The sequence below is a fragment of the Streptomyces sp. NPDC051582 genome (assembly GCF_040681715.1).
Taxonomy (GTDB): Bacteria; Actinomycetota; Actinomycetes; order Streptomycetales; family Streptomycetaceae; genus Streptomyces.
Genome location: NZ_JBFAZJ010000007.1, coordinates 198,944 through 212,006 on the forward strand (window position 1 = coordinate 198,944; position 13,063 = coordinate 212,006).

Sequence of the window (13,063 nt, forward strand, 5' to 3'; positions counted from 1 at the left end):
CGCGGCGCGGGCCTCCCTACAGTGCGAACCATGAGTGCCACCGTGGAGGAGACCCGGGGCACCCGGAACCGCTTCCTGAACCGGGTGCCCGACGCGTTCGCCGCGTTCTTCGGAACGCTCGGACTGCTGTGCGCCGTACTGGCGCTCTCCCCGACACTGCGGCACCTGCTGCGGCAGGTCGTGCGCTTCCTCGACGCGATCGTGGTGCCGGTCAGCGCCAACCTGGCCTACGCCGTCTTCCTCTTCCTGCTGGCCGCCGCCCTGGGCACCCGCAAGAAGGTCGCCTGGTGGATCGTCGTCACCTATCTGGCCCTGCTCATCCTGGTCGACGTCCTGATCATCGCCGACGAGTACTACTGGATCGGCGGGCCCTCGATGGCCATCGCCGTCGCCGCTCTCGTGGTCCTGATCGCCGCCCGCAAGGAGTTCTACGCCGCTTCCCGGCCCGGCGCCTTCTGGCGCGCGATGCTCGTCCTGGGCCTCGGGCTGCTCGTCGCCGTGCTCGCCGGCTGGGGGCTGGTCGCGCTGTTCCCCGGCACCCTGCCCAAGGGGCAGTGGCTGGACTGGGCGGCCCGGCAGGTCTTCGGCGGCCTCGTCTCGCCCCGCCAGTTCGACGGCCAGCCGCCCCGCCCGCTGTACTTCTTCCTCGGCCTCTTCGGCGCCCTCGCCCTGCTGAACGCCGCCACGACCCTGTTCCGCTCGCAGCGGCTGACCGCCGCCCTGCACGGGGACGAGGAGCCTCGCATCCGCGCCCTGCTCGGCGCCTACGGCCGCGCCGACTCCCTCGGCTACTTCGCCACCCGCCGCGACAAGGCCGTCGTCTTCGCCCCGAACGGCAGGGCCGGCGTCACCTACCGCGTCGAGGCCGGAGTCTGCCTCGCCAGCGGCGACCCGGTCGGCGATCCCGCCGCCTGGAGCGCCGCCGTCGACGCCTGGCTGACCGTCGCCCGCCGCCACGGCTGGCAGCCCGCCGTCATGGGCGCCTCCGAAGAGGGGGCCACCGCGTACGCCCGCTCCGGGCTCGGCGCCCTCCAGCTCGGCGACGAGGCGATCCTCCAGGTCGCCCACTTCGACCTCGACGGGCGCGACATGCGCGTCACCCGCCAGGCCGTCAACCGCGTCAAGCGCACCGGGGCCACCACCCTCATCCGCCGCCACTCCGCCCTCAGCGAGGAGGAGATGCGGCGGATCATCGAGCGCGCCGACACCTGGCGCGACACCGAGACCGAGCGCGGGTTCTCCATGGCGCTGGACCGGCTCGGCGACCCCGCCGACGGGGACTGCCTGCTCGTCGAGGCCTTCGATGCCCAGGGCGAGCTGATCGCCCTGCTGTCCTTCGTCCCCTGGGGCAAGGACGGCATCTCCCTGGACCTGATGCGCCGCGACCGCAACGCCCCCAACGGGGTCATGGAGTTCATGGTCGCGGAGTTGTGCGCCGCGGCACCGGGCCTCGGCGTACGCCGGATCTCCCTGAACTTCGCCGTCTTCCGCTCCGCCTTCGAGGAGGGCGGCCGGATCGGCGCCGGGCCGGTGCTCAAGCTGTGGCGCAAGCTGCTGCTGTTCTTCTCCCGCTGGTGGCAGCTGGAGGCCCTGTACCGCTCGAACGTCAAGTACGGGCCCGAGTGGTACCCGCGGTTCCTCTGCTACCAGGACGCCGGCTCGCTCGCCCGGGTCAGCCTCGCCTCCGGCATCGCCGAGGGCTTCGTCTCCGTACCCAGCCTGCGCAAACTGTGGGGCAACGCGCACCCCAAGGGGCTCACCGCACCCGCCAGCACCGAGGGCCTGCCTTCCATCGACTCCCTCGCCCTGGACCTCGTGGGGGCGGAGGCCGACACCGCGTCGCGGGCCGAGCGGCTGCCCGAACAGGTGCGCGTCCGCCACGACAAGATGGAGCGCATCCGGGCCGCCGGCACCGACCCGTACCCGGTCGGCATCCGCCAGCGGACCCACACCGTGGCCGAGCTGAAGGCCGCGCATCCCGGGCGCGCGCCCGGCGCCCGATCCGGCGAACAGGCCACGCTCGCCGGCCGGGTGATGCTCGTGCGCGACCTCGGCGGCGTGGTCTTCGCCGTCCTGCGCGACTGGTCCGGGGACATGCAGCTGATGCTCACCCGCGACGAGAGCGGCGCCGCGGTCCTGGACTCCTTCACCTCCCAGGTCGACTTCGGCGACCACGTGGTCGCGAGCGGCGAGATCGGCGCCAGCCGCAGCGCGGAGCCCTCCCTCGTGGTCTCCTCCTGGCAGCTCACCGGCAAATGCCTGCGCCCCCTGCCGGACAAGCGCAAGGGTCTCGCCGACCCTGAGGCGCGCGTGCGGCGCCGCTACCTCGACCTCGTCGCGAGCCCCGAGGCGCGGGACGTCGTACGGGCCCGCTCCTCGGCCGTCCAGGCACTGCGCCAGGGGCTGTTGGACCGCGGGTACCTGGAGGTCGAGACCCCGATGCTCCAGCAGATCCACGGCGGGGCGAACGCGAGGCCCTTCCGGACCCACATCAACGCCTACGACCTCGACCTGTACCTGCGCATCGCGCCCGAGCTGTACCTGAAGCGGCTGTGCGTCGGAGGCCTGGAGAAGGTCTTCGAGATGGGCCGCACCTTCCGCAACGAGGGAGTCTCCTACAAGCACAACCCCGAGTTCACGATGCTGGAGGCCTACCAGGCCTTCGCCGACTACGACGTGATGCTCGACCTCACGCGCGAGCTGATCCAGGGCGCCGCGACCGCCGCCTTCGGCTCGCCCGTCGCCCACAAGGCGGGTCCGGACGGCAAGCTGGTCGTGCACGACATCTCCGGCGTCTGGCCGGTCAAGACGATGTACGGGGCCATCGGCGAGGCGCTCGGGGAGGAGGTCGACGCCGACACCGAGGAGCACGTGCTGCGCCGCCTGTGCGACCGCGCGGGAGTCCCGCACAAGCCCGAGGACACCCGCGGCGACGTGGTCCTGGAGATGTACGAGCGGCTGGTGGAGGAGAGGACCAAGCTGCCCACCTTCTACAAGGACTTCCCCACGGACGTCTCCCCGCTGACCCGGCAGCACCGGGGGGACCCGCGCCTGGCCGAACGCTGGGACCTGGTGGCCTTCGGGACCGAACTGGGCACCGCGTACTCGGAGCTGACCGACCCGGTGGAGCAGCGGCGCCGGCTCACCGCCCAGTCGCTGCTCGCGGCGGGCGGAGATCCGGAGGCGATGGAGATCGACGAAGACTTCCTGGACGCCCTGGAGTACGCGATGCCGCCGACCGGCGGCCTGGGCATCGGGGTCGACCGGCTGGTCATGTTCCTCACCGGCCTGACGATCCGGGAGACCCTGCCGTTCCCGCTGGTGCGGCGCGGCTGAACGGGTGAGGGGCAGCGCCCGCGTTCGCGCCTCTCGACATCTGCGGGGATGTCGTTGATACGTAGTAATAATGAAAAATGACGAGCCGACAGTAGGGCGACGCGCGCTCCTGCGCACCGCCGTCTTCCTCGGAGTCGCCGCCGCCTCCGGACTGCTCACCGGCGGCGAGACCGGCGCGCCCGGCCAGAGCGCGGCGGGCGGAGCGCCCGGCGGGGGCCTCGGCGGCGCGGCGGCCGGCGGACCGGGGCCCGGCGGAGCCGCCGGGCCGGGCGGAGTCCGCGCCCTGCGCCCGCAGGCACCCGGGCAGGCGGCGTACCGGCTGAGCCCCATGACAGCCGAGGCCCCGCTGCGGCCGCCCGCCGCGCGGCCCGCGGTCCGGACCCGGCCCATCCTCGAACTGCCGCCCGACGCGGGCACGGCGCGCGCCATGGTGCTCACCTTCGACGACGGGCCCGACCCGCGCTACACGCCCGCCATCCTCGACACCCTCGCCCGGTACGGGGTCCGCGCCATGTTCTTCGTCTGCGGGGAGATGGCCACCGACAACCGGGACCTGCTGCGCCGGATGGCCGCCGAGGGCCACGTCATCGGCAACCACACCTGGACCCATCCGCTCATCCCCACCCTGAGCCGGCCCGCCCTCGCCTCCGAGATCGCCAGGACGAGCGAGGTCGTACAGCAGGCGGTGGGCGAGGCGCCGCAGTGGTTCCGGGCGCCGTACGGGGCGTGGAACCGGGCGGCCTTCGAGATCGGGGCCGAGCTGGGCATGGAGCCGCTGGCCTGGACGGTGGACACCCTGGACTGGACGGAGCCGGGCACCGCCACGATCGTCTCGAACGCCCTCAAGGGCGCGGCACCCGGCGTGATCGTGCTGAACCACGACGCGGGCGGGAACCGCTCGCAGAGCGTGCAGGCGGTGAGCACGTACCTGCCCCAGCTCCTGGCGCGGGGGTACCGGATGACGCTGCCGAAGCTGCCGCCCCGCTGAGGAAGCTCGTCCTCGGCGGGGCGGCGGCGGGTGCGTTCGCGCGGTGCGGCGGCGGTCCGCCGCCGCTCAGCGCGACTGCACCATCCGGGCGAAGACGACGACGTTGCCGTCGTAGCCCTTGGCCTTCGAGTAGCCGCCGCCGCAGGTGATCACCCGCAGCTCCGCGTACCCGTTGTCCCCGTACACCCGGGATCCGGGGAACGTCTCCTTCGAGAAGACCTCCACGCCGTACACCTCGAACACGGCCGTGGTGCCGTCGTACCGCTCCACCTCGATGTGGTTGCCCTTCTGAAGCGATCCCAGGCCGTAGAAGACCGCCGGTCCGCGTTCGTTGTCGACGTGGCCCACGATCACCGCCGAGCCGCGCTGGCCCGGCGCGATGCCGTTCAGGTACCAGCCGGCCAGATTCGGGTCCTGCGGGGGCGGGGCCTCGATCCAGCCCTGTGCGTCCAGCCCGACGGTCATCACCGGCGCGTCCACCTTGATGTTCGGGATGCGGATGCGCTGGACCGACGAGTGCCCCAGCGGTGCCACCTCCGGCCGCGCCTCGCCCTGCTGCTGCATCGGCTGCTCACCCTGCGCCGGCGGACTCGACGGCAGCTGCCGCGCCGGCATCCCGACCGCCGCGGCCGCGGTCGGCTGCGGCGGTCCGTCGCCGATGTCCGCTCCGTTGCGCATCATGGCGAGGCCGCTGAGCATGACCAGTGCGAGCACGCCCCAGGGGGATCGTCTTCTCGGTGGCTGCTCGCTCTCGTCCTCGGTCATGGCTCTCCCTTCCCGACGCGGGGGTCCCGACCCGCGTTCTTGTCCCACCCCTGTACGCCCTTCCTCACGCACGCTAAGGCTGCGTGCGCAAGACGGCGATCGCTGAAGGGCGAACGGGTGGCGGCACGGCCGGAAGGGGTGCGCCCATCCAGGTATTCGTCACATAAATGCCTGACGGGTCGTGACCTGCGGATCCGTCAGCTGAGCCGCGCGCACCTCGGCGTGTCGCTCAACCTTGCGGCCCAAAGCCGGAAATGCGCTGGTTGCGAGCCGCCCCGAGGGTTCGATGTGGGAGGCGTTCTCGTCGATCTTCCCGGGCGACCGCTCCGGGGCGCTTCCCGCTGGAGGTTCCACCATGCGTGTTCTCCGCGCCCTCACCGTGGCCGCGGCGGCTGTCGTCGCCGTCGGGCTCAGTACCCCGTTCGCCGCCGCGAACCCGTCGGACCCATTGGGCGGGGCCCCGTTCGGCGGCTCCCCTTCGGGCCAAGGCGGCAACGGGGGCAACAACGGCCAAGGCGGCAACAACGGCAACGGCGGCAACAACGGCAACGGGCCGAGCAATGTCACCGTCAACCCGTACTCCGTGCACCAGGGCTCGACGATGCAGGTCAGCGCGGCCGGCTGCCGTCACGGCGGCACGGTCTGGTCCGCCGGCAACTTTCCCCAGACGAACCTGTCGGCCGGCTCCATCGGATTCGCCACCGTCCGGATCTTCAACCACGCCTCGCCGGGCAACCACACGCTGTCCGTCAAGTGCCACGACAACAGCCTGGTCGCCACGCACCGGTTCACGATCCTGCGGGGCAACGGAGCACAGGGCGGTATCGGCGGCTCGTTCGGCCCGTCCACCGCCGAGACCGCCATCGGGTCCAGCCTCGTAGGCGCCGCGGCCCTGGGCGCGGGCGCCCACGTGATGCGCCGCCGTCGTCCGCTGCGCGGGCGGGCCTGACGGCCGGGCCTGCCCGGCCGAATCCTGGCCGAGCCCTTCACAGCCCGCAGTGGCCCGGGAACCGCCGGTCGCCCCGATTCCTCGTCAGGACTCGGGGCGACCGGCGGTCGGTGCTCTGGGGTGTGAGGTGGGAGGGGCGAGGGGCGAGGCGTGAGCGTGCGGCGTGCGGTGCGGTACGTGATCGGCGCGGCCGGTCAGTGGCCGCGGGTGGCGGCGCGGCGGCGCAGGACGTACGCCGTACCACCGGCAGCCGCGAGGAAGAGCGCGGCGCCCGCACCGAGCTCCCGCGGATCCATCCCGGCCACGCTGCCGCCCAGACCGCCGCGTACGCCGAGGGAGGCACCCCGGGAGGCCGCGGCGGCGGTCGACGTGGAGGTGGAGCTGGTGGTGGGCTTGGTGGTGCCGCCGGTGATGGTGAGGTCCGCCGAACCGGTCTCCCCGTTGCAGGTGAAGGAGACGGAGTACACGGCTCCGCGCCGGGCGTCGCGGTCCACGGTCACCCGGGAGGTCTGCCCGCGGGCGATGCTCACGGTGTCGAAGACCCCGGAGGAGACGGTGGCGTAGGCGGCGTTGCAGCCGGTGACGGAGAGCACCGTCTGGCCGCCCGGGGCGACCGTCGACGGGGTGATGGCGAAGCCGAACGAGGTGATGGGCTGGGCCTCGGCCGCGGTCGCGGAGGGCGCGCCGAGGGCGCCGAGCGCGAGTACGGCGCACGTGGCGCCGGCGCTCAGCAGGGCTGTGGCGTTGCTGCGTATCGCACCCATGGTTGATCTCCGGATCTCCGAGGAGCAGCCGCGGAACGGTTTCCGCACGTGGGGGGTCGTGCGCCTCGATGTCCGACACGCTAGGTCCGGGCGCGGTGACCCGCGATCAGGAACGGGCGAATGGGGCACTGGCGTAGGCCGAACCGGGGACGGGAGGCCCGTCCCCGGTTTGCGGGGCGCGGCGGCTTGCCCGGTTCCGGGCCCCCGGCCCGCGCCTCAGTCGCCGAGCGGCAGATGCGGGAACTGCGCGAGGAAGGGCTCGGCGGTCGCCGCGATACCGCGTCCGAACGGTGCGTCGAAGTCCCAGATCAGGAACAGCAGGAAGGCGATCAGCGCACTGAACAGGCCCGCCAGCAGCAATTCCCGGAACGAGCGGCGGATCTGCAGGGTGAAGACCAGGCCCACCGTGACCAGCGCCCCGGCGATCAGCCCGAACCACACCACCCCCGGCATCGTCGCCCCGGCGCTCTGGCCGCGGGCGCTGCGCGCGTCGTCCACGATCGCGACCTGGTCCACCAGCGGCTGGTAGGCCTGCCCCTCGTGGTCGGTCTGCGGTTCGTAGTCCGTGACGTCGCGGCGGATACGTTCCAGCAGCTCGCCGCTGCGGTCGGTGAGATCGCCGTGGTCGGCCATCTCCTTCCACTCGGTGTCCACGACGTACGTCACGTAAGCGTCGACGTCGGACCGGATCTTCTTGCGCACGTCGGCCGGGTAGACCTCGGAGCGGACGCTGATCTCGTGCAGGGCCTGCGCCTCCTGGCGCACGTACTCCTGGGCGGCCCCGCGGCCCTCCCAGACGCCGGCGATGGCCAGGCCCAGCACGATCGCGTAGATCACGCCGATCATCATCGTCATGTACTCGATGACATCGGGGGTCTCGCTGGGATCGTCGTCGTCGCCGATCCGCCGTTGGTTGAAGAAGGCGATGGACAGCACCACGGCGCAGGCCGCCGCCATCGCGAGGGCCAGGACGAGCCATTCCGACAAGATGACTCCCAATCGGTCACGAAGTCTGGTGTGCGGGGCGGGTCTAGCGCGGGCGCAGCGCGACGATCGCGAGCACCGCGGGAGCCGCGGTCATCAAGGTGAAGGTCACCGGTGAGATGTGGTGCTCGGGCCGCTTCACGGCCGCCGTGTGGTACGAGGGCCTGGCCACCGGCTTCTTCGACGGCGGGGGCGGGGGCGGGGGCGGCGGCGTCACCACGGGGGCGGGTGCCTTCGCCTGGAGCGGGGGCGGCGCCACGGGCTTCGGCGGGGCCGCCGGCGGCTTCGGCTGCGGCTTCGCCCGCGCAGGTGGCGGGGGCGGCGGCGTGGGCTTGGGGGCGGGCGGCGGCGGAGGAGGTGGCGGGGGTGGCGGCGTCGGGGACGGGGTCGGCGTCGGAGTCGGAGTGGGGGTCGGCTTCGGCGGGCACGGTGGGGGAGGCGGCGGAGGGCAGTGGTGTCCGCCGTGTCCGTGGCCGTGCCCGTGCCCGGGGCCGTTGCCGTTCTCGTGGCCGTTGCCCCGGCCGTCGGGCGGCCCGTCGCCGTGATGTCCGCCACCTCGGATGCTCGCGGCCGCGCCGCTTCCGGCGGTCGCGACCAGCCCGAGGGCGCTCGCGCCGTCCCCGGCGTCGATCGTCGCGTAGGCGCTGCTATCAGCCACGGCCGGCGTGGCGGACAGCGCCGCCCACAGCAGGACCGGGACCACCAGCAGACGTCTGGTACAGGCTCTGTTCACCCGGGGAGCATGGGCTCACGTGCGCCCGCGCACGCGGTGCTCGGCCGTGGTTCGCCTGAACGGGTGGCGCGCAGACCGTAGAGGTTTAAGCCACGGAATGACGAATTCCGATCATCGACCTGCGCATTACCAAAAGCGACTTGTCGGTTTCGGTCATTCGCCGCGGGAGGGCTCGTGGAGGCCTTTGGTGTGTGATGAAGAACGGACCACCAATTTCCGCTTTTGCTCGCTCCGTTGGGAAATGATCAGTACATTCGGCTCGGACAGGCGTCCGATCCCGGACGACCGCGCAGGACTACGGCTTGGAGACCCCGATGGAGCGCCCCGCCTGGGCCCCGCCAGGTATCGACATATCGGTGCCGAGCGTGTCCCGCATCTACGACTACTACCTGGGCGGCTCCCACAACTTCGAGGTCGACCGCCAGGCCGCCCGCCGCGCCATGGAGTTCCTGCCGGGCCTGCCCAAGATCATGCAGGCCAACCGGGCGTTCATGCGCCGAGCCGTCCGCTACGCCGCGGCCCAGGGCGTCACCCAGTTCCTCGACATCGGCTCCGGCATCCCGACCTTCGGCAACGTCCACGAGATCGCCCGGGCCGCCAGCCCCGAGGCCCGCGTGGTCTACGTGGACCACGACCCGGTGGCCGTCGCGCACAGCCGGGCCGTCCTCGCCGGGGACGAGCACACCGGCATCGTCGCCGCCGACCTGCGCAAGCCGCAGGAGATCCTCGCCGCCCCCGAGGTCGCGCAGCTCCTCGACCTCGAACGCCCGGTCGCCCTGCTGCTCGTCGCCGTCCTGCACTTCCTGGAGGAAGCGGACGACCCGTACGCCGCCGTCGCCGAGCTGCGCGACGCGCTGGCCCCGGGCAGCCTCCTCGTGCTCACGCACGCCTCGTACGAGGGGATCCCGCTCTCCCAGGAGGTCGCGAGCGGCACCGTCGGCGTCTACCGGGACATCCGCAACCCGCTCGTCATGCGCAGCGGCGAGCAGATCGGCCGCTTCTTCGACGGGTTCGAGCTCGTCGAACCCGGCGTCGTGTTCATGCCGCTGTGGAAGCCCGAGGGCATCGAGGACCCTGAGGACGGCACGGAGTCCGAGGACCCGTACGCGTTCTCGGGCTTCGGCGGAGTGGGACGCAAGGCGTGAGATCCACGGCCGCGGTGCCCTCCGGCACACCGACCCCGAAGAACAACGGGCCCGCTCAGGCAGCGGAGCCCGCCGCTCCGCCGACAGGCCCGCCGACACCGGCGGGCCTGTCGGCGGCGGGCCCCGCCGCACTGCGGACCGGGCTGGAGGACCGGATCGGACGCTTCGCGACCATCTGGGGGCGGGCGATCTTCCCCGTTACCGCGACCTCGCTGACCCGCGTCGAGTTCGAACAGCACCTCATCCCGCTCGCCCGGACCCTCGCCGAGGCCCTGCACGCCCGGCCCTTCGACGCGGGCGTGGCCCAGCGGGTCGGGGCCGAACTCGTCGCCGTGCACTGCACCGACCCGGAGGCGCTCGCCGGCACGCTCGGCGTGGTCGAGTCGTACCTCGTGCTCTACTGCGGCCCCGACGGGGTCGGAGTGGAAGGCACCGAGGAGTACCGCTCCCGCTGCGCCCGGCTCCAGCACGGGATCGCGGCCGGGTTCGCCCGCGCCCTGCGCGAGCGCACCCTCAAGGAGCAGGAGGCCATCGCCCGCTCCGCGCTGACCGCCCGCATCGACGCCCAGCAGGCACTGCACGCGAGCGAGGAGCGCTTCAAGGCGGTCTTCGAGGGCGCTGCCGTCGGCATCGGCATCGCCGACCTCGAAGGCAACATCATCGAGGTCAACGACGCGCTGCTGCAGATGTTCGGCGGCATGGGCGGGCACATGCAGGGGCGCAACGTCAGCGAGTGGGGCCACCCCGACGACGCCCCGCACGTATGGCGGATGTACGGCGAACTCGTACGCGGCGAGCGCGAGAGCTACCGGGTGGAGAAGCCGTACTACCGCCACGACGGGACCGTGCTGTGGACGAACCTGACGGTGTCGCTGCTGCGCGACGCCGAGGGCGTGCCCCAGTACCAGCTGGCGCTGATGGAGGACACCACCGAGCGCCGGCTGCTGAACCTGCGCCTGCGCTACGAGGCCACCCACGACGCCCTGACCGGGCTGCCGAACCGGACGCTGTTCTTCGAACGCCTGGAGAAGGCCCTGAGCGGGGCCGGCGGAAGCCGCTTCGGCCTGTGCTACCTGGACCTGGACGGGTTCAAGGCGGTCAACGACAGCCTCGGCCACTCGGCGGGCGACCGGCTCCTGGTGGAGGTCGCCGACCGCCTGCAGAGCTGTGCGACCGGCCCCGGCGAGGTCGTCGCACGCCTCGGCGGCGACGAGTTCGTGGCCCTGACCACCGGCTCCGACACCGAGGAGAAGGTGACCGAACTCGCGGTCCGGATCCTGTCCGCCCTGTCGGTGCCGATCCGCATCGAGGGCCGGGAGCTGTCGGTCCGCGGCAGCATCGGCATCGTGGAGGGCCCGGCCCGCGAACGCACCCCGGCGGAGGTGCTGCGCAGCGCCGACATCACCATGTACCGGGCCAAGGCGGCCGGCGGCAACCGCTTCGAGTTCGCCGATGCCGAGGCCGACGCCCGGGCCATCACCCGGCACGGCCTCACCAACGCCCTGCCGGCGGCTCTGGAACGCGGCGAGTTCTTCATCGAGTACCAGCCGCTGGTCCACCTCCACGACGGCAGCGTGCACGGCGCCGAGGCCCTCGTCCGCTGGTCGCACCCGCAGTACGGGGTACTCGGCCCGGACCGCTTCATCCCGCTCGCCGAACGGACCGGGCTGATCGTGCCGCTCGGCCGCTGGGTCCTGGAGGAGGCCGTCCGCCAGGCCCGCAACTGGCAGCGCCAGCACGGCGGGTCCGCCCTGCGGATCAACGTCAACCTCTCGCCGACCCAGCTGCACCACCCCGGCCTGGTCGCCGACACCGTCGCGGTGCTGGAGAACTCGGGCCTCGCCCCGGGCGCCCTGTGCCTGGAGGTCACCGAATCGGCCCTGATCGGCGCCGACGACGAACTCCTGGAGCCGCTGCGCCGGCTCGCGGCCCTCGGCGTGGACATCGCGCTCGACGACTTCGGCACGGGGTACTCGAACCTGGCCAACCTGCGCCGCCTCCCGGTCAGCGTCCTGAAGCTGGACCGCTCCTTCACCAAGGGGATGCAGCAGCAGCCCGCCAACCCGGTCGACGTCAAGATCGTGGAAGGCATCGTCGCCCTGGCCCACAGCCTCGAACTCGCGGTCACGGTCGAGGGCGTGGAGACCGGCGCCCAGGCCGCCCAGCTCCGCGACCTCGGCTGCGACACAGCACAGGGCTGGTACTACGCCCGCCCCGGCGCCCCCGACCGCATCCACACCCTCTCGCTCTCGGACGCCGTGCCCACACCCTCCTGACACCCGCCCGACACCGGCCCGGCCGGGCGCGCTCAGTCCAGGCCCGCCTCCGTCCCCACGCCCGGGGTACGGACGGCCGCCACGACCCGGTCGTACCGCCGCGCCGTATCGGCCACGACCTCGACGGCCACCGGAAGGCGTTCCGCCTCGTACACGTCGAGCACCTCTTCACCGCCCGGCCCGGTGAGGGCGGCGGCCAGGGTCCGGCCCAGGGCGGCGGCGTCCGCGATACCGGTGTTCATGCCCAGCCCGCCGGCGATGGGGTGCACGTGCGCGGCGTCCCCGGCGAGGAAGACCCGGCCCTCGCGCATCCGGGTGACCACGCGGACGCTGACCCGCCAGGTGGAGAGCCAGGTGGGATCCGTGAGCCGGATCCCCGGTATCCGGGCGTGCCGGTCGAACAGTCGCTGGAACGTCTCCAGCGAGGGCGGTACCGGCTCGCCGTGCCCGTCCTGCTCGGGTGAGGCCTGCAGCTGGAAGGTGTCCGTCCCCGGCATCGGGCAGAGCATGATCCCGCTGCCGTCCGAGCTGAACCACTGGTGCCAGAAGTCCCTGCTGAGCCCGGGGGCGCGGACGTCCCCGATGACCATCGCGGGCTCCTGCGCCGAGTTCCCTTCGAAGGGGATGCCGAGCAGCTTGCGGGTGGCGCTGTGCCCGCCGTCGCACCCGGCGAGATAGCGGGCCGCGATCACGGTGCCGTCCGCCATCTCCGCGCGGACCCCGGCCGCGTCCTGGTCCATTGCGGCGAGCCGGGACCCGTACTCGACCGTCACACCCAGACCGGCCAGCCGCTCGCGCAGCGCCTCCTCGATCTGCCACTGCCCCAGCAGCAGACCGTTGCCGCCGACGGCGGTGTCTTTGACGTGGGCTCCGTCGAAGTACTTGCGCAGGACCACCTCGTCGTGGCCGATGGCGGTCAGGGACTCGGCCACGCCGAGCTTCTCGAAGATCTCCACACTGCTCGGCCGCAGGCCCTTGCCCCGGGACTCGCGGTGGGGCCCGGTGCGCTGGTCGACGACGCGGACGGCGGCTCCGCGCAGGGCGAGCTCGCAGGCCAGGGTCAGGCCGGTGGGGCCGGAGCCCACGATCAGTACGTCAGTCATCGGATGTCCTCTCGGGTCGA

The 13,063-nt window shown here is 72.5% G+C and carries 10 protein-coding genes; 5 read left to right on the plus strand and 5 right to left on the minus strand.

Annotated elements, in window-relative coordinates; genetic code table 11:
• The first annotated feature begins 30 nt into the window (after window positions 1–30).
• Both lysX and AB0M92_RS12575 read left to right on the plus strand, forming a co-directional pair.
• Window positions 31–3,336 carry a bifunctional lysylphosphatidylglycerol synthetase/lysine--tRNA ligase LysX gene (gene lysX, locus AB0M92_RS12570; protein ID WP_366102103.1) on the plus strand — a complete coding sequence of 1,102 codons (3,306 nt, stop codon included), beginning with the start codon at window positions 31–33 and terminating at the stop codon, window positions 3,334–3,336.
• 70 nt (window positions 3,337–3,406) lie between these two features.
• Window positions 3,407–4,324 (plus strand): polysaccharide deacetylase family protein, encoded by a 918-nt coding sequence (locus AB0M92_RS12575; RefSeq protein ID WP_366102104.1) that lies wholly within the window; start codon window positions 3,407–3,409, stop codon window positions 4,322–4,324.
• Window positions 4,325–4,390: 66 nt separating this feature from the next.
• Here the strand turns inward: AB0M92_RS12575 and AB0M92_RS12580 are convergent, their stop codons facing one another.
• On the minus strand, window positions 4,391–5,089 hold the full coding sequence (locus AB0M92_RS12580; RefSeq protein WP_366102105.1) for a class F sortase: 699 nt from the start codon (window positions 5,087–5,089) through the stop codon (window positions 4,391–4,393).
• A gap of 355 nt (window positions 5,090–5,444) precedes the next feature.
• Here AB0M92_RS12580 and AB0M92_RS12585 point away from each other — a divergent pair, with 355 nt between their 5' ends.
• On the plus strand, window positions 5,445–6,038 hold the full coding sequence (locus AB0M92_RS12585) for a hypothetical protein (RefSeq protein ID WP_366102106.1): 594 nt from the start codon (window positions 5,445–5,447) through the stop codon (window positions 6,036–6,038).
• 194 nt (window positions 6,039–6,232) lie between these two features.
• Here the strand turns inward: AB0M92_RS12585 and AB0M92_RS12590 are convergent, their stop codons facing one another.
• From AB0M92_RS12590 to AB0M92_RS12600, 3 genes are all read right to left on the minus strand, one after another.
• The gene (locus tag AB0M92_RS12590; RefSeq protein WP_366102107.1) at window positions 6,233–6,802 is read right to left on the minus strand and encodes a hypothetical protein; all 570 of its coding nucleotides are present in this window, start codon (window positions 6,800–6,802) and stop codon (window positions 6,233–6,235) included.
• A gap of 216 nt (window positions 6,803–7,018) precedes the next feature.
• Window positions 7,019–7,789: a hypothetical protein gene (locus tag AB0M92_RS12595; protein WP_366102108.1), complete on the minus strand. Its 771-nt coding sequence runs from the start codon at window positions 7,787–7,789 to the stop codon at window positions 7,019–7,021.
• Window positions 7,790–7,832: 43 nt separating this feature from the next.
• The gene (locus AB0M92_RS12600) at window positions 7,833–8,519 is read right to left on the minus strand and encodes a hypothetical protein (protein ID WP_366102109.1); all 687 of its coding nucleotides are present in this window, start codon (window positions 8,517–8,519) and stop codon (window positions 7,833–7,835) included.
• A gap of 314 nt (window positions 8,520–8,833) precedes the next feature.
• Here AB0M92_RS12600 and AB0M92_RS12605 point away from each other — a divergent pair, with 314 nt between their 5' ends.
• Entirely contained in the window at window positions 8,834–9,664 is an 831-nt protein-coding gene (locus tag AB0M92_RS12605; protein WP_366102110.1) for an SAM-dependent methyltransferase, read from the plus strand.
• A 107-nt stretch (window positions 9,665–9,771) separates the two neighbouring features.
• Window positions 9,772–11,940 (plus strand): EAL domain-containing protein, encoded by a 2,169-nt coding sequence (locus tag AB0M92_RS12610; protein ID WP_366102167.1) that lies wholly within the window; start codon window positions 9,772–9,774, stop codon window positions 11,938–11,940.
• A gap of 32 nt (window positions 11,941–11,972) precedes the next feature.
• Here the strand turns inward: AB0M92_RS12610 and AB0M92_RS12615 are convergent, their stop codons facing one another.
• The gene (locus AB0M92_RS12615) at window positions 11,973–13,043 is read right to left on the minus strand and encodes an FAD-dependent monooxygenase (RefSeq protein ID WP_366102111.1); all 1,071 of its coding nucleotides are present in this window, start codon (window positions 13,041–13,043) and stop codon (window positions 11,973–11,975) included.
• Window positions 13,044–13,063: the final 20 nt, after the last annotated feature.